The following is a 25869-nucleotide window of genomic DNA, read 5'->3' as shown; positions in this document are numbered from 1 at the left end:
GTTCCGTGACCGGCGTGGGTGCCGGCCGGCTCCACCTCTCCGGGAGGTGGAGCCGGCCGACCGCTCTACAACTCGGTGTGGCCGAGCAGGGGACCGGGCACGAACCGCGCCACGGGGGAGGTCATCACACCGGTCTCGAAGACGACCACCTCGTTGCCGCCGGCTCGGACGACCGGACCCGGCACGTACAGCGTCCGCTGCGGTCCGAGCGACGAGTACCGGCCGAGGCAGAACCCGTTGACCCACACCACACCGTTGCCCCAGCCCTCGGTGTCGAGGTGGAGGTCGGCCGGCTCGTCCAGGGCGAACTCGCCGCGGACGACGACCGGACCGCCGACCTGGCCGGTGAGCGGCGCGCTGTCGGCGTGCCACGGCCCGGACAGCGCGCCCAGGTCGAGCGGCAGCACGTCCCAGTCCCGCAGGGGTTCGCCGTCCAGGGTCGCGCCGCCGATGACGCCCTTGGGCTCGCCGATGCGCGGGCCGTAGTTGACCCGGCCCCGGTCCTCCACCAGCACCACCAGTTCGCCCGCGGCCTGGTGGAGCCCGAGCGCGCGTTGGTGGTGTTCACGCAGCAGAACCCCGACCGGCTGGCCGTCGAGGAACACCGACGCGCGGTCGCGCACCTCGCCGAAGCACAGCACGGCCGGGCCGGGGTGGTCGACCCGCGTGCGCAGCAGGGCGAAGTGCGGCGTGGGGATGAGTGCGTCGAACGTCGGCAGCGCGCAGTGGCGCTGCCAGGAGCCCCACCGCTCCGGCGAGTCGAGCAGCGGCACGTGGCGGTCCAGCGGGACGGTGAACTCCGGCGCGGGCCGCGCGGCGGGTGGCGGCGCGTCCGGCACGTCGTGGTAGCGGGCGATCACCTCCCGGAACGCGTGGTACTTCGCGGTGGGGTTGCCCGCCTCGTCCAGCGGCGCGTCGTAGTCGTACGACGTGATCGTGGGCCGGTAGACGCCCTTGTCGTTCGCGCCGTTGGTGAGCCCGAAGTTCGTGCCGCCGTGGACCATGTAGAGGTTCACCGACGCGCCCGCCGACAGCAGGGCGTCGAGCTCCGCCGCGGCGTCGTCGGCGGACGTGGTGTGGTGGTGCGAACCCCAGTAGTCGAACCAGCCGTTCCAGAACTCCGAGCACATCAACGGCCCGGTCGGCTGGTGCTTGCGCAGCGTGGCCAGGCGCTCGGCGCTGCGGGAGCCGAACGACGCCGTCATGTGCAGCCCTTCGAGGCTGCCCGCCGTGAGCATCTCGTCGGTCGGCTGGTCGACGGTGGTCAGCGGAACGGTGATCCCCGCCGCCTTGGTGTACTCCACCAGGGCTTCGAGGTACGCCTTGTCGTTGCCGAACGCGCCGTACTCGTTCTCGACCTGCACGAGGATCACCGGCCCGCCGTGCTGCACCTGCAAGGGCTCCACGACGGCGTACACGCGTTCCAGGTACTCGCGGACCGCAGCGAGGTAACGGGGTTCGTACCGCCGGACGCCCACGTCGGGGTCGCGGAACAGCCAGGCGGGCAGACCGCCGTTGTCCCACTCCGCGCAGATGAACGGGCCGGGCCGCACGACGGCCTTCATCCCGGCCTCGCCGACCAGCCGCAGGAAGCGGTCCAGGTCCAGCCCGCCGGACAGGTCGAACACGTCGGGGGTGGGTGCGTGGGCGTTCCAGGGGACGTAGGTCTCGATGGTGTTCAGGCCCATCCGCCTGGCCTTGTCGATGCGGTCCGCCCAGAGGTCCGGGTGCACGCGGAAGTAGTGCAGGGCGCCGGACAGGACGCGGAACGGCTCGCCGTCGAGCAGGAAGTCTTGCTCGCCGATGGAGAACTCAGGCACGGGGACCTCCGGCGGTGCGCAGCTGGAACGCGGACCAGGACAGGTCGGGGAGCGTCGCGGAGATGGTCGTTCCTTTCGGGGAGGCCGCCGGGTGGACCCCGTGCGGGGGCGCCGGTTCGACCGGTCTGCTGTGTTCGGTGTTGGCAGCGTGGCGCGTCATGCCGGGCGGGACGGTGACGGTGCGGGCGTCCTCGACCTCCAGGGCGGAGCGGGCGCCGAGGTGGAACGGGTGGAACGTGGTCTGCCGCCAGGCCGGGCCGCCCGGTCCACCGCGGATCGGGGCGATGACGTCGACCAGCTGGGCGAGGTTCGCCATGACACGCGGTCGACGTTGCGCAGGAGGGTGTTCAGCAGCGACCCCACCACGACCGCGTCGATGACGGTGTGGGCGTCCTCGATAACGCGGCCACCCGCGCGGGGTGCGGCCGACCGCAGCAATGGTTGCTCCACCTCGTTCCAGTGCCTCTGGTACCCAGTGTTCCACTCGTCGACGGCGATGCCGATCTTCTTGTCCAGGCCCAGCCCGAGGGTGGGGTCGACCATGCGCGGCAGCCGGGCGGTCCCGGCGGCGAGCCGGCCGTACTCGGTCGCGGTCTTGTGGCCGATCTGCCAGGGGCCGTCCACCTCGTCACCCAGGTGCCACAGGCGGATGTCGAACGGGTCTTCCGCGCCGTTGACCCTGCGCGGGTCGCCGAGTGCCGTGCCGCCGGGGTAGCGGACACAGCGGTCCATGTGCTCGACGATTGAGCCGACGAGCCGACCGGGTACGGGGCCGTCCACGTCGCCGATGTCGGCGTCGATGGTGACGGCCATGCCGCTCGCTGCTTCCTGTCCTGTTCCGGACGAGTCTGTTCCGAACGAGCGGAACGGCCGGCGCCCCGCCCGGGAGCCGGCCGTTCCGGGTCGATCAGCCCGTGGTGACGGTGAAACCCTGCTGGTTGCCGTAGTCGACCAGCGACTCCTGCCAGGCGGTCAGGCCGGGGTCGAGGTGCGTCGCGTTCAGGTACGACTGGCCGACCGTGTCGCTGAAGATGCTGTTGGCGTACAGCTGGTACGGCAGGTAGCTCCAGCCGGTCGCCACCTGGTCCGCGGCGGCGGTCAGCACCTGGTTGACCTTCTGCCCGCCGAAGTAGTCCGACGCCTTGTCCTTGAACGCGGCCGAACCGAGGTCGGCCGTGGTGGCGGGGAAGCCGCCGCTCTCCAGGAACGGCTTGACGCCGTTGTCGTGGTTGAGCCAGCGGACGAACCCGGCGGCCAGCGCCGGGTTGGCGCTCTGCTTCAGCACCGACTGCCCGCCGCCGCCGTTCTCCGCGGTGACCGGCTCGCCGTCGTACGTCGGGATCGGCGCCACGGCCCACTTGCCGGCGCCGTCGGGCACCGAGGACTCCAGCACGCCCGGCATCCACGCGCCCGAGACCAGGGTGGCGATGGTGCCGTCACCCAGCGCCTTGTACCACTCGTCGGACCAGCCGGCGATGGAGGAGAGCAGCTTCTTCTCCACCAGCGGGCTCCACATCGCGGTGAACTTCTTGGTGCCCGCGTCCTGGAGGTCGATCGTCACGGACTTGCCGTCGGTGGTGAACGGCTTGCCGCCGGCCTGCCAGATCATGCTGGTGGTGAAGCCGGCGTCACCGGTGTCCGAGGCGATGTACTTGGTCGGGTCCGCCGCGTGCAGCTGCTCGGCCGCGGCGACGTACTCGTCCCACGTCCGGGGCACCGCGATGCCGTGCTGGTCGAACAGCTCCTTGTTGTAGAACAGCGCCATGGGGCCCGAGTCCTGCGGCAGGCCGTACAGACCGCCGCCGACCTTCACCGAGTTCCAGGTGGAGGGCGTGTAGTCCTTCTCGAAGTCGTTGAAGCCGTACTGGCCGAGGTCGACCAGTGAGCCGGTGAGCGCGAACTGGGGCAGTGCCTGGTACTCGACCTGGGCGACGTCGGGTGCGCCGGAGCCGGCCTTGATGGCGTTCTGGAGCTTGGTGTAGTGGTCGTTGCCGGTGCCCGCGTTGACGTAGTCGACCTTGACGTTGGGGAATTCCCGCTGGAACGCCTCGACCTGAGCCTTGGCCGACGGCGTCCAGCTCCAGTAGGTGAGCTCGCCGCCCGCCTCCAGCGCGGCGTCGACCGCGTCGGGGGTACCGGTGGCACCGCTCGGGGTGGCGCTGTCGGGCCCCGACGAGCAGGCCGCGAGCGCGGCGACGAGCAAGCCCGCCACTGCGACGGCCGCTCTCGCGCGGTGCTTGATGGGTGACATCGTGGCTGTCCTCTCGAGACGGTGTAGGACTACTGCTTGACGCTTCCCGCGCTCAGCCCCGACTGCCAGAAGCGCTGGAGCAGGAGGAATGCGGCGACGAGCGGGATGATGGTGAGCACCGATCCGGTGATCACGAGGTGGTAGATCGGTTGCGCGCCGACTCCCGCGGCCTGCGCGCTCCACTGGTTGAGCCCCACGGTCAGCGGGTACCAGTCCGGTTCGCTGAGCATGATCAGCGGCAGGAAGTAGTTGTTCCAGGTCGACACCACGGCGAACAGCGCGACGGTCACGACACCCGGCAGGAGCAGCCGCAACGTCACGGTGAGGAAGATCCGCACCTCACCCGCGCCGTCGATCCGGGCCGCCTCGATGACCTCGTCCGGCACCGCCTCGACGGCGTAGACCCACACCAGGTACAGGCCGAACGGGCTGACCAGCGAGGGGATGATGATCGCCCACGGGGTGTTCGTCAGGCCCAGCTCGCTGAACATGAGGAATGTCGGCACGGCCAACGCGGTGCCGGGGATCGCGATGGCGCCCAGCAGCACGGCGAACACGGCCCGCCGGCCGGGGAACCGGTACTTGGCCAGTCCGTACCCGGCGGCGGTGGCCAGCGCGGTCGCGCCGCCCGCGCCCACCACGACGTAGAGCAGGGTGTTGCCCAGCCAGCGCAGGAAGATCCCGCCGTCGTGGGTGAACGTCTCGGCGATGTTGTCGAACAGCGCGAACGTGCCGCCGAACGCGAGGCCCGGTGTGCTGAACAGCGCCGACTGCGTCTTGGTCGCGCTGATCAGCAGCCAGGCCAGCGGCACCAGCGTGTAGACCAGGAACAGCGACATCAGGATCGTCAGCACGACGGACTTGCGTGGCCGCAGGAAGGACGATTGCGGGATCTGCACGGGGCTCACGCACCCTTCCGCGAGCCGCGCAGCTGCACGACGTAGGCGATGATCGCGGTGATGACGCCCATGACGATCGCCACGGTGGCCGAGTAGTCGTACTGCTGGCCGCCGAAGGAGAGGTTGTAGGCGTACATGTTCGGCGTGTAGAAGGTGCTGATCACGTTGGGCGCCAGGGTCCGCAGGATGTTGGGCTCGTTGAACAGCTGGAAGCTGCCGATGATCGAGAAGATCGTCGCGATGACCACCGCGCCGCGGATCGCGGGCAGCTTGACGCTCAGGATCGTCCGCAGCGGCCCCGCGCCGTCGATGGCCGCCGCCTCGTACAGGTCTCCGGGGATGACCTTCAACGCGGAGTAGAAGATCAGCATGTTGTAGCCGGCGAACTCCCACGTCACGATGTTGGCGATCGAGGGCAGGATCCAGTCGCTCGACAGCGGCGTGACGGCCTGCCTGCCGAGGAGGTCGTTCAGGTCGGCCGCGAGCCCGAAGTTGTCGCCGTAGATGAAGCCCCACATCAGCGCCGCGACGACGCCCGGGACTGCGTACGGCAGGAAGATCACGACCCGGAAGAAGCCGGACGCGTGCAGTCGTGCGCTGTCGATGGCCAGTGCCGCCACCAGGGCCAGCACCAGCATGATCGGCACCTGGACCACCAGGAACGCCAGGACCCGCAGGAACGACTCCCAGAACTTCGCGTCCTGGAGGACCGTGGCGTAGTTGTCCAGTCCCACGAACTCCGTGCCGCCGAAGAACACCTGCTCGCGGAACAGGCTCAACCACAGCGCGTAGGCGATCGGCGCGAGGAAGACCAGGGCGAACACCACCAGGAACGGGGCGACGAACAGCCAGCCCTTCCGGTCGGTGCGGTGGCGGCGGACGGGGCGTGCCGGTAGCCCCGGCGGAGCCTCGACCGGCACCGAGATGGACGTCATCGTCACTCCTGTCTGACCACCCGACAGCCGGGAAATGTTTACGCAAAATGTTTACGCAAACATCGGTCGCGACGCTAACCCGTCGCCTTCGGCATGTCCAGGGGAAGGGGGCGAATCGGGTAGGTAACAAGTCGGTGAAGGGCGGCGCCGTGGATCAAGCTCCACTGTGGACCACGGGGGACGGCTGACCACAAAGGGGCAGCGCGTCGCCGTGCGGCTCGCGCGGCCGGACCGGCGTGCTGGGACGTCCGCCGGATTTCGGCTGGCAGTGGCCGGGTGGTCGGTCCATGCTGGACCCGATGTCAGTCCAGCGGGATCCCACCGGTTCTGCGCTGGCCGATCTCGTCGCCCGGCAGCGCGACGAGATCGACCGGCTGCGCGCCGCCGCGCGCCGACAGGCCGTGGTCGAGCAGGCCAAAGGGGTGCTCGCCGAACGGCTGTCGTGCCGGCCCGACGAAGCGTTCGAGGACATGGTGCGGCTGGCCCAGGCGACGGGCAGCGACCTGGTCGTCATCGCGGCGGGCGTGCTCGGCGTGCCACCGCCGACGCTGCCGCCCGGCCCTCGCCCCGTGCCCGCAGACGCCGCGCCGTCCCTGGACGGGCCGGCGCTCGACATACCGAAACCCTCACCCGCCCCACTGGGTGAACGCACGCCGCAGCCGGTCGCGCTCGCCGCCATCGGCACGGCGGCCGACCCCGAGGAGCTGGCCGAACTCGTCCGGGAGCACGTCGGCTGCGACGGCGTGCTGGTCTACCTGGTGGAACCCGACGGCGGGATCCGGCTGGAGGCCGCCGCGAACGTGCCCGCCAAGGTGCGCCTGGAGTGGGAACGGGTGCCGCCGCAGCTGAAGACGGGCGTCCGCGCGGCGGCCCGCGGCGGCCTGCCGCAGTGGCTGCCCGACCTGGCGGACGCCCGTCGCCGGTACGTCCTGATCGGCGACCCGGAGACGGTGTGGAGGTCACGTGCCTGGCTACCGTTCCGCGACCGGACGCGCACAGCCGGTGTCATCGGGCTGCTGTGGGCCGACAGCCAGGAGTTCTCCGCCGAGGAGCAGTGGGAGCTGGAGGTGCTGACGTGCGCGGCGGGCTCCACCCTGCTGGCGTTGCTGAGCACCGAAGGTGCTGGTCAGGGACGCAACTGGACGCTCTGGGTGCAGCACATGCTGGACGTGCTGCCCGGCTCGGTGGCGTTGCTCGGCGCCGTCCACGGACCGGACGGCGACGTGGTCGACTTCCGGTTCGAGGCCGCCAGCCCGGACGCGGTCGACTTCTCCGGCCGCCGGTACCGGCAGCTGGTCGGGCGCACCATCCTCACCAGCTATCCGACGATCGCGGGGACCGAGCTGTGGGAGGCGTACCACCGCGTGCTGCGCACGGGGGTCCGCGAGGTGCTGGACATGTTCGACTACAGGGAGAACACCCCCGGTCTGCCGCAGCACGGCCGGTACACGCTGACCATCGGCAAGTTCGGCGACGGCCTGATCCTGGCCTGGTACGAGCACGAGGACCCGTTGCAGCTGGAACGGCTGCGCAGCGTCCAGCGGCTGGGCGACATCGGCTGGGGTGAGTGGAACCTCGTCACCAACGAGATCAACTGGTCCGAGCAGCTCTACGTCATCTTCGAGCGCGACCCGGCACTCGGGCCGATGTCGCTGGACGAGATCCGGGAGTCCTTCGTCCCCGAAGACGTGCCGATCCTCCAGAACGCCGGGCGGCGGATGCTGGAGCAGGGCGAGCGCACCGACTCGGAACTGCGCCTGCGGGCGGGGGACCAGATCAAGTGCTGCCGGTTCATCGGCGAACCCGTGCTCGACGTGCAGGGGCGGCCGGTCCGGCTGGACGTCGTGCTCCAGGACGTGACCGCGACGCGGCGCGCGGAGAAGCGGATGTTCGACCTCAGCGAGCAGTTCGCGAAGGAGCACCAGGTGGCGAACCACCTCCGCTCCGCCGTGCTGCCGCTGCCCAGCCGGCCGCTGGAACTGCCGGGGATGCGGGTCGCCGTGCGCTACCTGGCGGCCGAGCGGTGGGCGGAGGTCGGCGGCGACTGGTACCACGCGTTCCCGATCGACGACGGCAGCACGCTGCTGGCCATCGGCGACGTCGCGGGCCACGGCCTGGCGACGGCGGCGGCGATGGCGAAGCTGCGGTACGCGCTCACCGGGGCCGCGCTCACCAACCCCGACCCGGCCGGTGTCCTCGACGTGCTGAACCGCATGTTGACCAACGGCGACGGCATCACGCTGGCGTCGTCGATCGTGAGCAGGTTCGAGCCGACCACGCGCAGGCTCTCCTGGGCGCAGGCCGGACACCCCACGCCGTTGCTGCTGCGGTCGAGCCAGGTGCACAAGCTGGACCGGCCGGCGGGCACCATCCTGGGCGCCATGCCGGGAGCGGTGTACGCGACGGCGCGGACGCTCCTCGCCCCCGGCGACACGGTCCTGATGTTCACCGACGGCCTCATCGAGCGCCGCCCCTCCGCCGGCGCGCGCGGTGACGACCTGGAACGCCTGATGGAGGAGATCGTGGGCTTCATCGCGGAGCTGGACCCGGCGGAGATGCCGGAGGCGCTGACCTCACGCCTGGTCCCCGCCACCCCGCTGGACGACACCTGCATCGTGGCGGCCACGATCACCGACTGACCGGCGTGGTGGCGAGGGTGCTCGTCGGCAGGCGTCCACGCGGTCGGGTGGGGCATGGCCGGCCATCCCCGGACGACGGGTCGGGGAAGTCTTCGGCGTCGCTCATCGCGGACGTCGGCGGCCTGCGGATGTCGTTCGAGCCGACAGCCACGGGTGTGCCACGCGAACGCGTGAACCCGAACCGCTGTGGACTCCACCTCATCGGGACCTCGCCCGCGCGACAAAACGCGTTGACCGTCCAGGGTGAACGCCTTTCGGACGTCGTGCGGCGGAACGCGCGGTGCGAGATCGTCAGGTGATCGGCAGGTGGGACGTCGGCGTGTTACGGCAGGATGGCCGTGCGGTCGGCGTCACGGCGAGCCAGTGTGCCGCAAACACCAGCCGCAATGACCAACCGCGGGTCCTGTTGGGACGACGCGGTCCGGTAGAAGGGGGTGCGGTATCCGTCCCGTGTGGACTCCGACTGGTGGCAGGTCCTCGACTCGTCGCCGTCACGCGCTCGAACGGGCTGTGCGCTTCGGCCCGGTGGCCCGGGAACCGGGGGCGACGTCGTGAACTTCTGGGAGTTCCTGGTCGACCGCTGGAACCGACTGCTCGTCGAAGCGCTGCTGCACGTCAGCGCCGTGGTGCAGTGCGCGCTGCTGGCCGCCGTCATCGGCGTGGGCATCGGCATCGCGGTGTACCGCAGCCCGCTCGGGTCGACCGCCGCGACGGCGTTGACCAGTGCGATCCTCACCATCCCGTCGTTCGCGCTGCTCGGTCTGCTGATCCCGGTGCTGGGCCTCGGCGTCAGGCCGACGGTCGTCGCACTCGTGCTGTACGGGCTGCTGCCGGTCGTGCGGAACACGATCGTCGGCCTCGGCGGGGTGGACCCCGCCGTGCGCGACGCGGCCCGCGGCGTCGGGATGAGCCGGCTGGGGGTGCTGACCAGGGTCGAGCTGAGGCTCGCCTGGCCCGCGATCCTGACCGGCACCCGGATCGCCACGCAGATGCTGATGGGCATCGCCGCGATCGCCGCCTACGCCCGCGGCCCCGGTCTCGGCGTGGAGATCTTCGCCGGCCTGACCAGGGCCGGCAGCGCGAACGCCACCAACCAGGCGGTCGCCGGAACTCTCGGCATCATCATCCTCGCGCTGGTCCTGGACGGGATCTTCGCGTTGATCGGCCGGCACACCGTCTCCAGGGGGATCCGTGGCCAGTGAGATCCAGCTCTTCGACGTGACCAAGCGCTACGCCGGCGTTCCGACGCCCGCGGTGGAGTCCGTCAGCATGACCATCCCCGCAGGGGAGACCGTGGTGCTGGTCGGACCGTCCGGGTGCGGCAAGACCACCACCATGCGGATGATCAACCGGTTGATCGAGCCGACCTCGGGCCGGATCACCATCGACGGCGCGGACACCCTGTCGCTGAACCCCGACGAACTGCGCCGGGGCATCGGGTACGCCATCCAGCAGGCGGGGCTGTTCCCGCACCTGACCGTCGGCCAGAACGTCGGCACGGTCCCGGGCCTGCTCGGCTGGAGCCGCACCAAGGTGTCCGACCGGGTGGACGAGATGCTGGACCTGGTCGGGCTCGACCCGGCCGAGTACCGCGACCGCTACCCCCGGCAGCTCTCCGGCGGCCAGCAGCAACGCGTCGGCGTCGCCCGCGCGCTCGCCGCGGACCCGCCCGTGCTGCTGATGGACGAGCCGTTCGGCGCGGTCGACCCGATCACGCGCGGCAACCTGCAGGACGAGCTGATGCGGCTGCAGTCCGAGCTGCACAAGACGATCGTGTTCGTCACGCACGACTTCGACGAGGCCGTCAAGGTCGGCGACCGGATCGCCGTGCTCGGCCCCCGGTCGCAGCTGCTGCAGTACGACACGCCCGAGGCGATCCTGGCCAACCCCGCCGACGACACCGTCGCCGGGTTCGTCGGCGCCGGCGCGTCGCTCAAGCAGCTCCGGCTGCGCCGCGTCCGCGAGGTCGAGCTGAGCCACGCGGTGACCGCGTCGGTGACCGACCAGCCGGACGAGGTCGGCCGCAGGATCGCGGCGTCCGAGAACAAGTACGCGCTGCTGCTGGACGCCCGCAACCGGCCGGTGAGCTGGGTGCACGGGAGCGACCTGAGCCGAGCGCAGCCGGTCGGCGCGCCGGTGTCGCTCCAGTCGACGCTCCAGGACGCCCTGGAAGCCATCCTCACCGAGGGCGGCGCGGCGGTCGTCACGGGCTCGCGCGGTGAGTACGTCGGCCTGGTCGAGATGGACGCCGTGATCGGCACGGTGCAGAAGCTGCGCGACGACCACGCGGAGGTGGATGCGTGACGGCCGCGACCGCGATCCCGACCACGACCGCCTCACCGCAGCGGGCCGAGCGACTCCGCCTGCTGGTCCAGCCGGCCGTCGTCGTGGCGCTGGTCGGCGGCGTGCTGCTCTGGGCGTTCACCCGCGACCTCGACTCGATCGAGCGGCAGAGCATCAACGCGCCGGCCCTGGCGTCCGCGACCTGGGACCACCTGGTGATCAGCCTCGTGGTGACCGGGCTCGTCCTCGTCGTGGCGGTGCCGCTCGGCATCGTGCTCACCCGCCGGTGGGCACGCCGGGCCGCGCCGGTGTTCCTGGGCATCGCGACTATCGGCCAGGCGTCACCGGCGATCGGCATCCTGGTGCTGTTCTTCCTGGTGTCGGGCACGGAAGGGCTGTGGGCGGCGGTGCTGCCGATCGCCTTCTACACGCTGCTGCCGGTGCTGCGGAACACCATGGTCGGGCTCCAGGGCGTCGACCCGGCGCTGGTCGACGCCGGTCGCGGCATCGGCATGTCGGCCGGGACCGTGCTGCGCCGGATCGAGCTGCCGCTGGCCGTGCCGCTCATCCTGGCCGGGCTGCGCACCGCGCTCGTCCACGCGGTCGGTGTCGCCACCCTCGCGGTGTTCGTCAACGGCGGCGGCCTCGGGTTGCTGATCGACACCGGCTACAAGCTCGCCCGTGTCCCGGTGCTCGTCACCGGCGCCGTGCTGGCGGTCGGTCTCGCGCTGCTCGTGGACTGGCTCGGCGCGGTCGTCGAGACCTACCTGGGACCGAAGGGGCTGCGATGAAGCGGATCACGCGACTGGCGGCCGCGGCGGCGGTGCTGCTGACGTCCGCCTGCGGGCTGGAGTCGTCGTTCGCGCTGCCGTTCGAGGTGGCGCCGGGCTCCATCCAGCCCGTGCCGGAGCTGGCAGGTGTGGACATCGCGGTGGGCTCCAAGGACTTCACCGAGAACCAGGTCCTCGGCTACATCGCCGAGGTCGCCCTGGTCGCGGCGGGTGCCGAGGTGCGCGACATGACCAACATCCAGGGCTCGAACAGCGCCCGCCAGGCGTTGCTCACCGGTGACGTCGACCTGTCCTGGGACTACACCGGCACCGGGTGGATCAGCTACCTGGGCAACACCGACCCGATCCCCGACGCGCAGGCGCAGTACGAGGCGGTCCGCGATGCCGACCTGGCCCGCAACGGCCTCGTCTGGCTGGACTACTCGGCGATCGACAACACCTACGCCTTCGCCGTCACCGAGGAGTTCGCCCAGGCCAACAATCTGCGGACCACGTCCGACATGGCGGCCCTGATCTCCGCCTCACCGGACAAGGGCGTGTTCTGCCTGGAGACGGAGTTCGTGAGCCGCAACGACGGGTTCCCGGGCGTCGCGCGGGCCTACGGCTTCGACCCCGGCGCGGTGGAGGTCAAGACGTTCGGCACCGGCACGATCTACACCGCGACCTCCATCGGGCTGTGCAACTTCGGCGAGGTGTTCACCACCGACGGCCGGATCGTCGCGCTGAACCTGGTGGTGCTGGAGGACGACAAGAACTTCTTCCCCCGGTACAACGCCGCGATCGTGCTGCGGGAGGACTTCCACACCGCCCACCCGCAGGTCGAAGAGGTGCTGGCGCCCGTCGTGGCGAAGCTCGACAACGACACCATCCGCGCGCTGAACGCCGAGGTGGACGTGGACGGCAGGGATCCGGCCGCGGTCGCCCGCGACTGGCTGGTGAGCGAGGGGTTCGTCTCACTGCCCACGGCCTGACCGTCCGGTTTCGACGCGGCCGTCGTCGCCGATCACGGTGTCGGGGTGACCCCACCAGCCGGCATGCCCGCGCGCAACCGTGGGCGGCCGAACACGGCGAGCTGCAGCGGGACGAACAGCTCGCTCGGGAACGCCTCCGACCCGATCGCGGGGACTCGGGTCGGAGGCGGTCGCCCGTCGGTTCAGACGCGGGTGATCTGGAACTGCTGGTTCTGCCCGCCGTTGCACGGGTACTGCTTGAACTGGAGGTTGTCCTGGGAGCTGCTGGGCAGGTCCAGGCACTTGCCCGAGTGCCGCGCCACCAGCCTGGAGTAACCCGATCCGACGTCGACCACGGACCACTGCTGGTTCTGCCCGGAAGTGCAGCTCCACTGCTGCACGGCCGCGCCGTCCGCCGTGCTGTTGTCGCTCACGTCCAGGCACTTGTTGGAGTGCCGGGCGATCAGCTGGTAGTACCCGCCGGTCGATTGCAGGCGGAACTGCTGGTTGGCGCCGCTGCCGCAGGTGTACTGCATCAGCGCCGCGCCGTCGGCCTGGCTGACGTTGGCGATGTCGAGGCACTTGCCGGAGTGCCGCACGGAGATCCGGTTGTACGGCAGCGTCACGGTGCTGATCGTGCCGGTCGCCGTGTCGATGGTGAGCTGGTCGGCGTTCGACAGGTTCATCGTGGTGTTGTTCGAGAACGTGATCGGGAGCCAGACGTAGCTGGAGTCGCTGACGGGCGCGCTCCACGCCCCGGCCCAGCGGTCGCCCATGTAGAGGTACGACGTGGTCTGGGTGCCCTGGATCGGCAGCACGTACGCCGGTTGCGAGCGGAACGTGGTGGAGTCGCCCACGTTGCGCATCGCGCTCCAGGGGCCGGACATGCTGGTGGCGGTGGCGTACTTCGCCTGGTTCGGCGACCAGCCCGTCGCGCCGGACGTGAGCATGAAGTACACGCCGTTGCGCTTGAACACCGCGGGGGCCTCGCGGTGCCCGCCCGGCCACGGGTTGCCGACCAGTTGCGCGACACCGCGGTAGTCGGCGTTGAGGCGGTAGATGTGCAGGTCGTAGTTCTCCCGCGCGGCCGAGATCATGTACGCGGTGCCGTCGTCGTCCTTGTACAGCGTGATGTCGCGCGACATGTGGTTGAGCGGTCGGAAGCTGCCCTGGTACGTGTAGTTTCCGTCCACTGTGGACGAGTAGGCCACGGCCGCTCGGGCCTCGCCGTAGTGCTGGCCGTTCTCCCAGTGCATCCACATGACGTACTGACCCGTGGACGCGTTGTAGATGACCTTCGGGCGTTCCACCCAGGAGGTCCGCAGCTCCGAGTGGCTGTTCTGGGTGAGGACGTTGTTGCGGAACTCCCAGTTCTTCAGGTCGGTCGACCGGTAGACCGAGACCGCCCGGAACAGGTTGTCCGGGTGCCGGTTCTCGCCGAACCAGTAGTAGTGGCTGCCGACCTTGATCACGCCGCCACCGTGCGCCTGGACGTGGTTGCCGGTGGTGTCGGTGAACTGCACACCCACGTCGACGGTCACGGGCGCGGCGTGTGCCGTGCCGCCGGGCAGCAGCAGGGTGGCCAGGCCGACGGCCGCGGCGGTCAACACCGCACGCCACCGCTTCGCAGACAAGCGGGACATCTGGACTCCTTTGTCCGGCCCACTACAGGGGGAACAGCCAGCGCCAGGCGTGGGCGAATCCGTGCGCTGGTGCATCCGGGCGCCGCTCGGCTGCGCGGACGTACTCGACGCCGACGACCGCGCACAGTCGTGTTTGCGCAAACATTCTGGTGAAGATCCTCGCAGCGCGGACGTGCCGCCGTCAAGCCTCGCGCAGGAGGGCTTGGCCGGCCGACGCCGCGGACCTTGCGATCGGCTGACAGCTCGACGTGGGTGTTCGGGCGCGCGGTCCGTGGGTAGCCGCCGGGTATGAACGGGCTCCGAACCCTCGTCGTGCGAACGTTCGTCGTCATGGCCGCGGTGGCGGTGGCGGCTTGCGGAGAACCCCAGCGTCAGCTGGAGAGCGGCACGATGGGCTCCAACGGGCAGGTGGGCGACGTCGTGCTGCGCAACGTCGTGGTCGAGGCGCCGCCGGGCCACGCGTGGGAGCCCGGTGACGAGGCGAGGGTCCGGCTGACGGTGCTCACCGGCGCCGACCAGCCGGACGCGCTGGTCGAGGTGCGGACCGGTGCCGCGACGCGGGTCGAGCTGCGGGCGGACCGGGACTGCGACGGCGTGGCCGAGCCGGTGGACCGCGTCGAGGTGCCCACCGAGGGCACGGCGGACGAGCCGGTCAGCGCCTACGAGCTGCGGATCGTGGACTTCACCCGCGAAGTGCTCGCGGGCACGACCGTTCCGCTGACCTTCGTGTTCGAGGACGCAGGTGAGACCACGGTCGACGCGATGGTCGAGGCGACCGGTGACGGCGACGAGTTCCCGCAGCCCGCCTGCGCCGGCCCGTCGACCTCGACCCCCGGGACGTCGACCCCCGGGACGTCGACCCCCGGGACGTCGGTCCCGTCGACTCCGACGTCGGCAGGCACCCCGCCGTCGCGGCCGGAGGTGACGTTGAGCGGCACGGTGCAGGTCGGGGTGGAGTCGGGCTGCCTGGTGCTGGCGACCGACCGCGGCCAGTACGTCCTGCTGGGAGCCGATCCCCAGGTGGTCCGGGCCGGGGCCGAGGTCGTCGTGGAAGGCGTGCCGCAACCGGACCAGGCCACCACCTGCCAGCAGGGCACCCCGTTCACCGTGCGTGATGCGCGGCCGGCGCCGGCGGACCGATGAGCAGGACGGCTGCCGGCTGGGTAACCGGACCGAGTGACACCAGGGTCCTGTCCCCGTCAGGGTCGCGGGGTCACCGCCCGGCAGGAGGCTTCTGGAGGTGCGAGGTGGGCATGCGACACGCGGCGGCAGCGGCGGCGGTCTTGATCGCCGTGGGCGGCTGCACCGGCGCCGATGTGGCGACGCAGGAGGCGTCCACCACCACGGCGCAGGCCACGACGAACAGCACGCCGTCGTACGCGGACGTGGTGGAGCAGGTGTCGCCGAGCACGGTGACGGTCCGGACCCGCTCCGGCGTCGGCAGCGGTGTGGTGTTCCAGCCCGATGTCGTGCTGACCAACCAGCACGTGGTCGGCAACCAGCGCGAGGTCGTCATCGAGTACGCCGACGGGCAGCAGTCGGACGGCACGGTGCTGGCGACCGACGACATCACCGACCTGGCGGTCATCCGCACCGCCCGCGACGGGCTGCCGGTCGCGGACTTCCGCCGCGAGCTGCCCCGCCCCGGTGACCACGTGCTCGCGATCGGCAGCCCGCTCGGCTTCGAGAACAGCGTCACCGCCGGCATCGTGTCGGGTCTGCACCGCGAGATCCCGGGCTCCGCGGCGCAGAGCCGGGCGCTGGTGGACCTCATCCAGACCGACGCGCCGATCTCGCCCGGCAACTCCGGGGGCGCCCTGATCGACACGTCCGGACGCGTGATCGGCATCAACGAGGCGTACATCCCGCCGGCCGCGGGAGCGGTGTCGCTCGGCTTCGCGATCCCGTCCGCGACGGCGGTGCACGTGGCCGAGCAGCTGCTGGACACCGGCGAGGTCGCCCACCCCTACCTCGGCGTGTCGGTGGGCAGGTTGAGCGCCGAACTCCGCGAGCGCTTCGACATCGCCGTCGAGCAGGGCGCGTTGGTGGTGGGGGTCGACGAGGGCGGTCCCGCCGCCGAGGCCGGTGTCCGCGACGGCGACGTCGTCGTCCGGATGGGCGACCAGGACGTGCGCGACGTCGAGGACCTGCTCGGCGCGCTGCGGGGCACCGAGCCGGGCAGCGCCGTGGCCGTGGAGCTGGTGCGCGACGGGAAGCGGCAGGAGCTGAAGGTCGAGATCGGTTCGCAGACCCGCTGAGGGGGTGAGGGCAGTGCGCGCGACGATCCACCTGGGGCGGTTGTGGGGCATCCGGCTGGGCCTGCACTGGAGCGTCCTGCTCATCGTGGTCCTGCTGGTGGTCGCCATCGGCATGGGCCGGTTCCCGCTGGCGTACCCCGGCTACGAGGGCTGGGCGTACCTCCTCGCGGGTCTCGTGGCCGCCACGCTGTTCATGGTGTCGCTGCTGGCGCACGAGATGTCGCACGCCCTCGTCGCCAGGCGGGAGGGGCAGGAGGTCGAAGGCGTCACGCTGTGGATGCTGGGCGGGCTGGCCACCCTGAAGGACCGGTCGCGCAGCCCCGGCGCCGAGTTCAGGGTCGCCGCCGCCGGACCGGCCACCAGCGTGGTCCTCGGCGTCGGCTTCTTCCTGCTCGCCTGGCCGGTGGCGGTGGCGAACGCCGACGTGCTGGTCCGAGGCGTGCTGGCCTACCTCGCCTTCATCAACCTGGTCCTCGCGGCGTTCAACCTGATACCGGCGGCGCCGCTGGACGGTGGCCGCATCCTCAGCGCCGCGCTGTGGCGGCGGTGGGGTGACCGCCACCGCGCCGCCGTGGCGAGCACCCGCGTCGGACGGGGTTTCGGGTTCACCCTGATCCTGCTCGGGGCCGTGACGCTGTTCGACGGCACCACCGGCGGGCTGTGGTGGATGATGATCGGAGCCTTCATCGTCGTCATGGCGCAGGCCGAGCAGCGGCAGTCCGAACTGGGCGCCGCCTTGTCGCGGCTGCGCGTGCGGGACGTGATGACCGCCGATCCGGACACCGCGGACGGCGGCGACAGCGTCAGCACCTTCCTGCGCGACACCGCCCTGGTGCGCCGCCACTCGGCCTTCCCGCTCGTGGACGAGCTCGGCGGGCTCCAAGGCCTGATCACGCTCAACCGCCTCAAGGCCGTCCCACCCGCGGAACGCGACCGCACCGCGCTGCGCGACGCCGCGTGGCCGCCTCCGGAGGTGCCCAAGGTCGAGCCGGACGACCCGCTGCCCGACCTGCTGTCCGTGATGGGCGACCAGGCGGACGGCCGCGCACTGGTGTTCGACCAGGGGCGCCTGGTGGGCATCGTCTCGCCGACCGACATCAGCCGGGCGATGGTGCTGCACGGCCTCGATATCCGGCGGTAGGCGGGCAGCGACCGTTCGGGGGGTTCGCTTCCCCGTTCGGGGGTATCCGACCCCTGCGTCAAGCAGTCGGCGCATCGGCACCCAGCAGCTGGTGAAGGGGCGATGCGTGGTGGAACTGGACTTCGACGAGGACCTGGTGTCAGGGCTTCGCGGGTACGTCCGACTGGTGACCGGCGAACTCGGGCTCTCCGGTGAGTGCTCGTACGCGCAGGCCGAGCCTGCCGGGGCGTACCTGGCGCTCGACGGCCGGCTACCGGGGTTCCCGGACCGGGACGTGGCGCTGCTGTGGGACGAGGGCGCCGGGTGGTCCGTGGCGGTGGAGACGCACAGCGGCGAGGACCTCATCGTCTACGCGTACTTCGGCCCGGAGCTCCTGCCCGCGCCCGAGGCGGTCGCCCGGTGGGTGCGCGGACTGCTGCACGGTGACCGACGCGCCTCGGCGCGGCACAGCGCGCACCAGCGGTCGCATGAAGACCTGGTTCGTCGTTTGGCGCCCTACGCCGTCGCGCTGCTCGTGCCGGCACCGCGCACCACGTGACCCCGAACCGGCCGGTAGCGGCCGGGGGAGTGGTTCCGCGGGGGTGGGTACCTCGGGGGCGTGGACGACTTCCTGGGCACTCACCTCAGGGACCAGCTCGCGCTGGGCGTGGCGTGGCGGGAAGTGGCCCGACGCGCTCAACGCGACAACCGCGGCACCGACCTCGCCGACGCGCTGGCCCGGGTCTCGACGGGCATCGCGGAGGACGTCGAGACGTTCCGGTCGATCATGCGGCGGCTCGGGGCGCGCGCCAACCCCGTCAAGACCGGCCTCGCGGTAATCGCCGAACGCCTCGGGCGACTCAAGCTCAACGGCCGGCTGAAGCAGCTCTGGACGACGCTGCGCGACCTCGCCGGCCTCGAAGCGCGGCTGCCCGACATCGACTTCGACCACCTGGTCGACCGGGCCGCACGCCGACGTGCCGACCTCGAGCTTTTCAGGGTGCAAGCCGGGAGGGAGGCGTTCGCTCCGCCGTCGACGTCGCCGGGGCGGTCCTAGATCGAGGCGGTCGGGCGGTGGCCGCTCGTACGCGGCCGAGCGGGTCCACAGCGTCGATGCGCTCGCCGGGCGCGGTCGCGCGGGCAGTGGCAGTGGCTGGGCAGGGCAAGTCGGACGGCTGCTGCGCGGTGCGACTTCGGGCGTGGTCGACGCACTACCGGTCCACCGGGGCGTGGGCGAGGGCCGAACTGGTGCCTACTGGTGTGCCATCTGCCGTGGTGCGGGCATGCTGTCGGCGGCCAGCGTCGTCAGGGCGTCCTGCAGGGTCGGTCGGATGTCCACCGCCTGGTCCACCAGCGTGATCCGGAGAGGGTGCAGGACGGTGCGCCGGTTGGCCACCACGGCGAACCGCACGCCCTCACGCCGGGTGCGCAGGATCGCCTCCACCAGCAGCTGGACACCGGCCGCCCCGAAGAACCCGGTCCGGGTGAGGTCTACGACCAGCACGGCCGGCCGTCGGTCGAGCTGCGTGGTGATCATCTCGCGGAAGGACTTGTCGTTGTCCCTGTCGACGTCACCGACGACCTCGACGATGGCTGTGCCATCGCGATGGTGGACTGCGGTGATGTCCGTGAATGTTGTTTCGGTGCAGGTGTGGCCCATTGGGCGCTCCTCGGTTCGTACGAGAACCGGCAACCGAGCTTCTGCTCAACCCGAATCGTCGCTCCGCGCAGCTGTCACGGCGGCTGGATGTACCAACCGTACGACGCCGGATGCAGAACCACAACCGCACGCGCCCGCGGCCGGGCCGGCACTCGTAGCGGAATCGTGAACCATCTTCACGTCGACCGACCGCTCGACCGCCAACGCCTGATCGGCCGAAGCGATCCACCCGAAGGGACCTCCCCTTGTGGCGTTCGTCGGCGTAGACCAGTGCTTCATGGGCAAGAACAGCAAGAACTTCATGGTGTGCGCTGCCGCCGCGGTGTTGGCGATGGCCGGAACGACCTCGACCGCGCACGCCGTGGCCGACCAGTCCTGCGCGCTCAACGAGGTTGTCACCTACGACCCGCCGTTGACCGACACCCCGCGAACCACGACGTTCACCGTGAGCGGGCAGCTCTTCAACTGCACCAGCAGCTCAGCCCCGACGGGCAGCTACGCGGAATCCGGCACCGTGCACAACGCGACCTGCACGAGCGTCTTCTCCGCCGGTAGCGGAACACGGGTGTTCACCTGGACCAACAGCGCCATAGCGCCGAGCACGTTCTCCTACAACCGCAGCGCCACCCGGATCGGTGGCACCATCGTGGTGGTGGCCGTCGGTTCCATCAGCGCGGGCACGTTCACCTCGAGCCCGGCGAAGTCACAGGGCACGGGTCCTCAGCCGGACCTCACGGCGTGTTCGACCACGGGAGCCTCGACGTTGACGGCCGTGGGGCTGCTGGCCATCGGGCTGTGAACACACGCACAACGGAGTCACGGCAGCGCCGGCGGCGCGAAGGCCGGCGCGACGCTCAGTTCGCCGTGCGACAGGGACAGCATCAGCGGGGCATCCGGTGGCAGCTCCCGCCGGAGATCGTCGGAGATGTAGTCCATGGTGGCGATGCGCTCGGCGTAGTGGAGGAACTGGTGGCAGCCCACGACCCTGACCTCGGCCGGGCGCGGGGCGGCGAGCACATCGGCGAGGGTGAAGCTCCCGGCGGTGGTCGACTGGATGACCTCGACGGCCGAGAGGTGACGCATGGTGACCCGCTCGGGAAACTGTCGACATGCGAAGTGGCGGTACAGCACGTACTCCGACGCGCCGGTCCACTTCGACGACTCGCTGGTGGCGAGGAACGCACGCCAGAACGGCACGCCATGCGCTTGTTCCACGCGGCGGATCAGCTCTGCCGCCACCGCGCGTTCGAACACCATGTGGTGCTGCATACCGCTGAAGTGGTCCACCGCGTGCCACCCCGGCACCAGGCGGGCTGCGGCGCTCAACGCCGAGTGCCGCAGCCCGCCTGGTGCGGCGGCCCGGGTGCCGTTCACCCAGTGCAGCGGATATCCCATGGGAAGTCGTGCGCGGCCGTCGTGATCCACGAACGTCACGTCGCCGACGAAGGCGATGTCGGCGTCGACGACCAGCACGTGATCCGGAGCATCGGTGCCGATCAGGTCGAAGCACCGCAGTTTGACCAACTGCTGGAAGTACCAAGACGCGTTGCGGTGGCACGATCCCGCGGCCCTCAACGCGTTCCCGATGTCCTCGATGCCCGGCTGGATCAACGCCTCGTCCACCCACCGCACGCGCTCATCGGCTCCCGCCACCGGGAACCTCGACACGAGGTGCACCGCCCGAATGGGGTTGCGGCAGTGGCGCAGGACGGAGTCGAGGCACAGCCCCACCCCATCCGCGTCCTTCGGCGCGACAGGGATGACCACGTCCACTCGGGGCAGGCTCAGATCGACGGGTGGCGTCACATGTTCATCCTCATGTGGCCGTGGGGCGCACCCGCACCGCCGATCAGTGCAATCGCGCCGAGCGCGGTTGCTGTTCCACGTCACGAACCCGTCCCTGCCACCGCCTCGGACGTCGCTGCGCGAAGGGCGGCCCCAGGCGCGTACCGGGTATCCGAACGTGACCGCGTTGTAACTCATCGTGACACTGGCGACAGGGCCATGTGACACCCATCGAGGACCGGCTCGGCCGACTCGGCCGACGCCGGTCCGACCCCGGAAAGGGTTCGCGGATGAACCTGAGCACCACCGCCTCGCGTGCCGCCACTGCCTGCCTGGTCGCGTCAGCGATGCTGTCCGGCCTGGTGCCGACGGCGCACGCGGCCGTCGAGCAGTCCTGCCTCGTCAACGAAGTAGTCGCCTTCAGCGAACCGGTGACCAACACGCCGAGGACCGTCACGGTCACCGTCCAAGGCCAACTCTTCAACTGCACCAACGGCTCCGTCGCCACCGGCAGCTACACCGAAACCGCCACGCTGCCGAACTACACCTGCACCTCGCTCTTCTACCAGGGCAGCGGCACCCGTGTCTTCACGTGGACCGACCCGACCGTCACGCCGAGCACGTACTCCTACAACCGGACCTCCAGCAGGGTCGGCGCGAACGTCGTCATCCTGCTGCTGGGGTCGATCACCGGCGGCACGTTCGCAACCGAACCGGCGAAAATGCAGCTCACCGCGCTGAACCCGGATCCGCTGTCCTGTGCGACCACGGGCATTTCCCACCTGACGCTCGTGGGAGCCCTCACCGTGGGAGTCTGACCGCGCGCCGAGGACCAGGACGGCCGTTCACGCGGCGGTGCGGCCAGAAGCCGTGGCCGCAGCCGTCGTCGAGTGTCGTGGGGTGCAGCCGGCTGAAGGCGGCCGCCTGCACCCCACGACAGGGGCGCGGGCGTCGAGCCGGTCGGTCGGCTCCGGTGACGTCGACGGTCGTGCGGACGCCGACGCGCACGGGGGCGTCGCACTGGATCCCCGTGGGCGTACCCGAGAGCACGACGGCGGTCCGGGGCAGCACCACCGTGGCGAAGCGTCGCCCACTGGTCGGCGGAGGGACCTGCTGTGCGACGAGCGACTACCTCGACCTTTCCCACCGGCTCGACCATGACTGTCCGACACCACCTGATCGAGTCGCCCGGGAACCCGTTCGGATGTTGTCCGGCCACTTCCGGTGGACCCATCCTGTGGGCCGTTCCCAGTCAACACGTACGGAGGATTCGTGCCGGCCAACGACCTGCTCAACGCGAAGATCAACCACGGGTTCGCCCACCTGGACGTCGACGGTGACGGGCTGCTCACCGAGCAGGACCACGTCCTGATGGGCAGGAGAGCCGCCGAAGCACTCGGCCACGCCCCCGACTCGCCCCAGGAGCAGCGCATCGTCGACGCCTATCTGCGCATCTGGCACGACCTGCACCTGCCGCACATCCCCGGCGGCGGCACGGCCATCTCGCGCGAGCAGTTCCTCGCTTCCACCAGCACCCTCGCCGACGACCCGCACGCCGCGCGGGCCAGCGTCGGCGCGCTGGCCGAGGCGTTCCTCGCCGTCGCCGACACCGACACCGACGGCCGCGTGAGCCCCGCCGAGTACCTGGCGTTCCAACGCGGGCACTTCCCCGGCCTGACCGAGACCGAGGCCGCCGAGGCGTTCGAACACCTCGACACGGACGGCGACGGGTACCTCACCGCCGAGGAGTTCACGCGCGCGTGCGTGGAGTTCTGGTCCAGCACCGACCCGGACGCCCCGGGCAACTGGTGGATGGGCCGACCCGCGGCGTGATCCGTCCACAGCGGACGGGTCGGAGCGGACCGGTCGGAGCCGACCCGGCGCCGGCCGCTCCGCGCTGCGGCACCCACACGGGCAACCGCCAGGACGTTTGCCTCCCCAGGACGCAGGAAAGCCCCCAGTGGACGAGCCGTTCGCCGGAGGGAGAGCGATGACCGGCTTCTTCGGATCCCCAGCCGGACCGGGCCGGAGCCCCTTCGACGACTTCCTGGCGCAGTTCTTCGGCGCCGAGTCGATGGGCCGACGGTCCTACCCGGTCGACATCACGAGCCTGATGAGCGACCAGGCCAGGGAGCTGGTGTCCGACGCCGTCAGGCAGACCGGGCAGTGGGGGCGGACCGACGTGGACACCGAGCAACTGCTGTGGGCCGCCACCCGCCACGCCATCACGAGAGCGCTCCTGGAACGCGCGGAGGCCGACCCCGACGACCTGGCCGGCCGGATCGAGCAGCAGTCCAAGGTCGGCGAGCCGCGCCAGGGCCAGGTGCGGCTGACACCGGCCGCCAAGCGCGCACTGCTCGACGCGCACCAGATCTCACGGGGCCTCGGGTCGTCGTACCTCGGCCCGGAGCACCTGCTGCTGGCGCTGGCGGCCAACCCGGAGTCCGGCGCGGGCCGGATCCTCCGCGAGGCGAGGGTGACCCCGGAGACGCTGGCGGGCCGTGACGCACCCCCACGTGACCGAGGCGCCCGCAGCGACCGCCCGTCGGCCACCGCGACGCTGGAGCAGTTCGGCAACGACCTCACCGAACTGGCCCGCTCGGGCAGCCTCGACCCGGTGATCGGGCGCGACCAGGAGATCGAGCAGACCATCGAGGTGCTGTCCCGCCGGACGAAGAACAACCCGGTGCTGATCGGCGAGGCCGGTGTCGGCAAGACCGCCATCGTGGAAGGCCTGGCGCTGCGCATCGCCGCCGGCGACGTGCCCGACTCCCTGGCCCGCCGCCGCGTCGTCCAACTCGACCTGGCCGCGATGGTGGCGGGCACGCGCTACCGCGGTGACTTCGAGGAGCGGATGACCCGGCTGCTGGACGAGATCCGGGCGCACCAGGACGAGCTGGTCGTGTTCATCGACGAGCTGCACACCGTCGTGGGCGCCGGCGCGGCGGAGGGCGCGATGGGCGCGGGGAACATGCTCAAACCCCCGCTGGCCCGAGGCGAACTGCACATCGTCGGCGCGACCACGTTGGACGAGTACCGCCGCGACATCGAGTCCGACCCGGCGCTGGAACGTCGTTTCCAGCCCATCCTGGTGCCGGAACCCGGCGTCGAGGACACCGTCGCGATCCTGCACGGCCTGCGTGACCGCTACGAGGCGCACCACCAGATCCGGTTCACCGACCAGGCACTGGAGGCTGCGGCGACGCTGAGTGACCGCTACGTCACGGATCGGTTCCTCCCGGACAAGGCGATCGACCTGATCGACCAGGCGGGAGCGCGGATCCGCCTGCGCACCGGCCGCGGTCCGGCCAAGGCGCGCGACCTCCAGACCCGGCTGGAGCAGGTCATGCGCGACCGGGACCAGGCCGTCGGCGAGGAGGACTACGAGCGGGCCGCCCGGCTGCGCGACACCATCGCCGAACTGCGCCACGAGCTGGACCAGGCCCGATCCGACGGCCACCCGCACGACGTCCCGGAGGTGACGGCCGAGGACATCGCCGGGGTCGTCGCACGCCTCACCGGCATCCCGGTCAGCCAGCTCGCCGAGGAGGAGCGCGAGCGGCTGCTGCGCCTGGAAGAACACCTGCACGGCAGGGTCGTCGGCCAGGACGAGGCGGTCCAGGCGGTGGCCGAGGCGGTGCGCCGTTCACGGGCCGGACTGGCGGAGCCGGATCGCCCCTCGGGCAGCTTCCTGTTCCTCGGGCCGACCGGCGTCGGGAAGACGGAACTGGCGCGCACCCTGGCCGAAGCGCTGTTCGGCCACGAGAGCCACATGATCCGCCTCGACATGAGCGAGTACGGAGAGCGGCACACCGTCAGCAGGCTGGTCGGCGCCCCGCCCGGGTACGTGGGCCACGAGGAAGCCGGCCAGCTCACCGAGGCCGTCCGCCGCCGCCCCTACTCCGTGGTGCTGCTGGACGAGATCGAAAAAGCCCACACCGACGTGTTCAACATCCTGTTGCAGGTGCTGGACGACGGCAGGCTCACCGACGCCCGCGGGCGCACGGTCGACTTCACCAACACCGTGATCATCATGACCAGCAACATCGGCTCCGAACTGGTCACCTCCAGCACCCAAGGAGCCCTCGGCTTCACCCCGGTCGACGAGCACGACACCGAGCAGCCACTGCGCGAACGCCTGATGCGCAGGCTGCGCGAAACGTTCCGCCCGGAGTTCCTCAACCGGATCGACGAGATCATCGTCTTCCGGCGGCTGGAGGCCGAGCAGCTCCACCGCATCACCGAACTCATGCTGGAACACACCAAACGCCGTGCCCACGCCCAGAACGTCGACCTCGACGTGACACCCGACGCGGTGGCCTGGCTCGCCCGACGAGGCCACCAGCCGGAGTTCGGCGCACGACCGTTGCGCCGGACGATCCAGCAACAGCTGGACAACCGGCTCGCCCGCATGCTGCTCGACGGGAGCCTCAAGGCCGGCACGCACGTCCGGGTCGACGCGGACGACGACCAGCTCACCATCACCACCGCCGACTCCGGCGCTTGAGCCGGATCCGGACACGGGCGAAGGCACGGCGACGACGAGGAGGCGAACACGGTGAAGGCTGTGGTGTGGTGTGGCACGGCACCGGCGACGTCCGCTTGGACGAGGTGCCCGACCCGAAGGTCCTGGAGCCGAGCGACGCGATCGTGCGCATCACGGGCAGCGCGATCTGCGGCACGGACCTCGTGGTCAGCGGCACGGTGGACCTCAACGCGTTCGTCACGCGGCGCGAACGGCCCACCAACGCCGTCGAGGTGTACGAGGCCTTCGACGGGCGCGAAGAAGGCTGGCTGAGAACCGTCCTCGACGTGGCCTGAGCGGCCCTGCCCAG

23 protein-coding genes are annotated in these 25869 nt (G+C 70.7%); 15 read left to right on the top strand and 8 right to left on the bottom strand.

From position 1 onward, the window contains the following. Positions 1-65 precede the first annotated feature (65 nt). The 5 genes from ACRAKI_RS22795 to ACRAKI_RS22775 all read right to left on the bottom strand — a co-directional run bounded on the left by ACRAKI_RS22795 (position 66) and on the right by ACRAKI_RS22775 (position 5905). On the bottom strand, positions 66-1820 hold the full coding sequence (locus tag ACRAKI_RS22795) for a beta-galactosidase (RefSeq protein ID WP_447002537.1): 1755 nt from the start codon (positions 1818-1820) through the stop codon (positions 66-68). After that, entirely contained in the window at positions 1813-2136 is a 324-nt protein-coding gene (locus ACRAKI_RS22790) for an alpha-L-arabinofuranosidase C-terminal domain-containing protein (RefSeq protein WP_447002536.1), read from the bottom strand. Before ACRAKI_RS22790 ends, ACRAKI_RS22795 begins: the two co-directional genes overlap by 8 nt. Positions 2137-2727: 591 nt before the next feature. After that, positions 2728-4071 carry an ABC transporter substrate-binding protein gene (locus ACRAKI_RS22785; RefSeq protein WP_447002535.1) on the bottom strand — a complete coding sequence of 448 codons (1344 nt, stop codon included), beginning with the start codon at positions 4069-4071 and terminating at the stop codon, positions 2728-2730. A 29-nt stretch (positions 4072-4100) separates the two neighbouring features. Then, positions 4101-4910, bottom strand: coding sequence for a carbohydrate ABC transporter permease (locus ACRAKI_RS22780; protein WP_447008485.1), 810 nt, complete (start codon positions 4908-4910; stop codon positions 4101-4103). A 65-nt stretch (positions 4911-4975) separates the two neighbouring features. Continuing rightward, positions 4976-5905, bottom strand: coding sequence for a carbohydrate ABC transporter permease (locus tag ACRAKI_RS22775; protein ID WP_447002534.1), 930 nt, complete (start codon positions 5903-5905; stop codon positions 4976-4978). 299 nt (positions 5906-6204) lie between these two features. On the opposite strand from ACRAKI_RS22775, the gene ACRAKI_RS22770 reads away from it, so the two are divergent. The 5 genes from ACRAKI_RS22770 (at position 6205) to ACRAKI_RS22750 (ending at position 12589) form a co-directional block, all read left to right on the top strand. Next, positions 6205-8544 carry a SpoIIE family protein phosphatase gene (locus tag ACRAKI_RS22770; protein WP_447002533.1) on the top strand — a complete coding sequence of 780 codons (2340 nt, stop codon included), beginning with the start codon at positions 6205-6207 and terminating at the stop codon, positions 8542-8544. Between the two features lie 551 nt (positions 8545-9095). Then, positions 9096-9746, top strand: a complete 651-nt coding sequence (locus ACRAKI_RS22765) for an ABC transporter permease (RefSeq protein WP_447002532.1) — start codon at positions 9096-9098, stop codon at positions 9744-9746. Then, on the top strand, positions 9736-10848 hold the full coding sequence (locus ACRAKI_RS22760) for an ABC transporter ATP-binding protein (RefSeq protein WP_447002531.1): 1113 nt from the start codon (positions 9736-9738) through the stop codon (positions 10846-10848). Before ACRAKI_RS22765 ends, ACRAKI_RS22760 begins: the two co-directional genes overlap by 11 nt. Further along, a complete protein-coding gene (locus ACRAKI_RS22755) occupies positions 10845-11618 on the top strand; it encodes an ABC transporter permease (RefSeq protein WP_447002530.1) in 774 nt (257 codons plus the stop codon). The genes ACRAKI_RS22760 and ACRAKI_RS22755 overlap by 4 nt, the downstream gene beginning before the upstream one ends. Continuing rightward, entirely contained in the window at positions 11615-12589 is a 975-nt protein-coding gene (locus ACRAKI_RS22750) for a glycine betaine ABC transporter substrate-binding protein (RefSeq protein WP_447002529.1), read from the top strand. Before ACRAKI_RS22755 ends, ACRAKI_RS22750 begins: the two co-directional genes overlap by 4 nt. 182 nt (positions 12590-12771) lie before the next feature. Here the strand turns inward: ACRAKI_RS22750 and ACRAKI_RS22745 are convergent, their stop codons facing one another. After that, entirely contained in the window at positions 12772-14211 is a 1440-nt protein-coding gene (locus tag ACRAKI_RS22745) for an RICIN domain-containing protein (RefSeq protein ID WP_447002528.1), read from the bottom strand. A gap of 312 nt (positions 14212-14523) precedes the next feature. Here ACRAKI_RS22745 and ACRAKI_RS22740 point away from each other — a divergent pair, with 312 nt between their 5' ends. The 5 genes from ACRAKI_RS22740 (at position 14524) to ACRAKI_RS22720 (ending at position 18646) form a co-directional block, all read left to right on the top strand. Next, complete coding sequence (locus ACRAKI_RS22740; protein ID WP_447002527.1) at positions 14524-15354, top strand: copper chaperone PCu(A)C; 831 nt, start codon at positions 14524-14526, stop codon at positions 15352-15354. Between the two features lie 110 nt (positions 15355-15464). Beyond that, entirely contained in the window at positions 15465-16469 is a 1005-nt protein-coding gene (locus ACRAKI_RS22735) for a S1C family serine protease (protein ID WP_447002526.1), read from the top strand. 13 nt (positions 16470-16482) lie between these two features. Then, entirely contained in the window at positions 16483-17610 is a 1128-nt protein-coding gene (locus tag ACRAKI_RS22730; protein WP_447002525.1) for a site-2 protease family protein, read from the top strand. Between the two features lie 106 nt (positions 17611-17716). Beyond that, on the top strand, positions 17717-18148 hold the full coding sequence (locus ACRAKI_RS22725) for a DUF6292 family protein (protein WP_447002524.1): 432 nt from the start codon (positions 17717-17719) through the stop codon (positions 18146-18148). Between the two features lie 60 nt (positions 18149-18208). Then, positions 18209-18646: a hypothetical protein gene (locus ACRAKI_RS22720; RefSeq protein WP_447002523.1), complete on the top strand. Its 438-nt coding sequence runs from the start codon at positions 18209-18211 to the stop codon at positions 18644-18646. A 195-nt stretch (positions 18647-18841) separates the two neighbouring features. Here ACRAKI_RS22720 and ACRAKI_RS22715 read toward each other — a convergent pair whose 3' ends face one another. Next, positions 18842-19249 (bottom strand): STAS domain-containing protein, encoded by a 408-nt coding sequence (locus ACRAKI_RS22715; RefSeq protein ID WP_447002522.1) that lies wholly within the window; start codon positions 19247-19249, stop codon positions 18842-18844. 247 nt (positions 19250-19496) lie between these two features. Between ACRAKI_RS22715 and ACRAKI_RS22710 the strand changes: the two genes are divergently transcribed. Beyond that, positions 19497-20048 (top strand): hypothetical protein, encoded by a 552-nt coding sequence (locus tag ACRAKI_RS22710; protein ID WP_447002521.1) that lies wholly within the window; start codon positions 19497-19499, stop codon positions 20046-20048. A gap of 17 nt (positions 20049-20065) precedes the next feature. Here ACRAKI_RS22710 and ACRAKI_RS22705 read toward each other — a convergent pair whose 3' ends face one another. Continuing rightward, the gene (locus ACRAKI_RS22705) at positions 20066-21055 is read right to left on the bottom strand and encodes a DUF6492 family protein (protein ID WP_447002520.1); all 990 of its coding nucleotides are present in this window, start codon (positions 21053-21055) and stop codon (positions 20066-20068) included. 269 nt (positions 21056-21324) lie between these two features. Between ACRAKI_RS22705 and ACRAKI_RS22700 the strand changes: the two genes are divergently transcribed. The 4 genes from ACRAKI_RS22700 (at position 21325) to ACRAKI_RS22685 (ending at position 25855) form a co-directional block, all read left to right on the top strand. Then, positions 21325-21852, top strand: coding sequence for a hypothetical protein (locus ACRAKI_RS22700; RefSeq protein WP_447002519.1), 528 nt, complete (start codon positions 21325-21327; stop codon positions 21850-21852). Between the two features lie 454 nt (positions 21853-22306). Beyond that, positions 22307-22867 (top strand): EF-hand domain-containing protein, encoded by a 561-nt coding sequence (locus tag ACRAKI_RS22695; protein WP_447002518.1) that lies wholly within the window; start codon positions 22307-22309, stop codon positions 22865-22867. A gap of 157 nt (positions 22868-23024) precedes the next feature. Beyond that, positions 23025-25541 carry an ATP-dependent Clp protease ATP-binding subunit gene (locus ACRAKI_RS22690; RefSeq protein ID WP_447002517.1) on the top strand — a complete coding sequence of 839 codons (2517 nt, stop codon included), beginning with the start codon at positions 23025-23027 and terminating at the stop codon, positions 25539-25541. A 68-nt stretch (positions 25542-25609) separates the two neighbouring features. Further along, positions 25610-25855: a hypothetical protein gene (locus ACRAKI_RS22685; RefSeq protein WP_447002516.1), complete on the top strand. Its 246-nt coding sequence runs from the start codon at positions 25610-25612 to the stop codon at positions 25853-25855. The last annotated feature ends 14 nt before the right edge of the window (positions 25856-25869 follow it).

It is taken from the genome of Saccharothrix isguenensis, assembly GCF_052936305.1.
Note: the sequence above shows the minus strand (reverse complement) of the source record. Positions and strands in the feature narration are given on the sequence as shown.

Excerpts from the sequence above, each read along its gene's own strand:
- ACRAKI_RS22700 (WP_447002519.1), top strand. The coding sequence starts at position 21,325 with ATGAACCTGAGCACCACCGCCTCGCGTGCCGCCACTGCCTGCCTGGTC.
- ACRAKI_RS22690 (WP_447002517.1), top strand. The coding sequence starts at position 23,025 with ATGACCGGCTTCTTCGGATCCCCAGCCGGACCGGGCCGGAGCCCCTTC.
- ACRAKI_RS22790 (WP_447002536.1), bottom strand. The coding sequence starts at position 2,136 with ATGGCGAACCTCGCCCAGCTGGTCGACGTCATCGCCCCGATCCGCGGT.
- ACRAKI_RS22780 (WP_447008485.1), bottom strand. The coding sequence starts at position 4,910 with ATGTCGCTGTTCCTGGTCTACACGCTGGTGCCGCTGGCCTGGCTGCTG.
- ACRAKI_RS22715 (WP_447002522.1), bottom strand. The coding sequence starts at position 19,249 with ATGGGCCACACCTGCACCGAAACAACATTCACGGACATCACCGCAGTC.
- ACRAKI_RS22750 (WP_447002529.1), top strand. The coding sequence starts at position 11,615 with ATGAAGCGGATCACGCGACTGGCGGCCGCGGCGGCGGTGCTGCTGACG.
- ACRAKI_RS22745 (WP_447002528.1), bottom strand. The coding sequence starts at position 14,211 with ATGTCCCGCTTGTCTGCGAAGCGGTGGCGTGCGGTGTTGACCGCCGCG.
- ACRAKI_RS22785 (WP_447002535.1), bottom strand. The coding sequence starts at position 4,071 with ATGTCACCCATCAAGCACCGCGCGAGAGCGGCCGTCGCAGTGGCGGGC.
- ACRAKI_RS22735 (WP_447002526.1), top strand. The coding sequence starts at position 15,465 with ATGCGACACGCGGCGGCAGCGGCGGCGGTCTTGATCGCCGTGGGCGGC.
- ACRAKI_RS22775 (WP_447002534.1), bottom strand. The coding sequence starts at position 5,905 with ATGACGTCCATCTCGGTGCCGGTCGAGGCTCCGCCGGGGCTACCGGCA.
- ACRAKI_RS22770 (WP_447002533.1), top strand. The coding sequence starts at position 6,205 with ATGTCAGTCCAGCGGGATCCCACCGGTTCTGCGCTGGCCGATCTCGTC.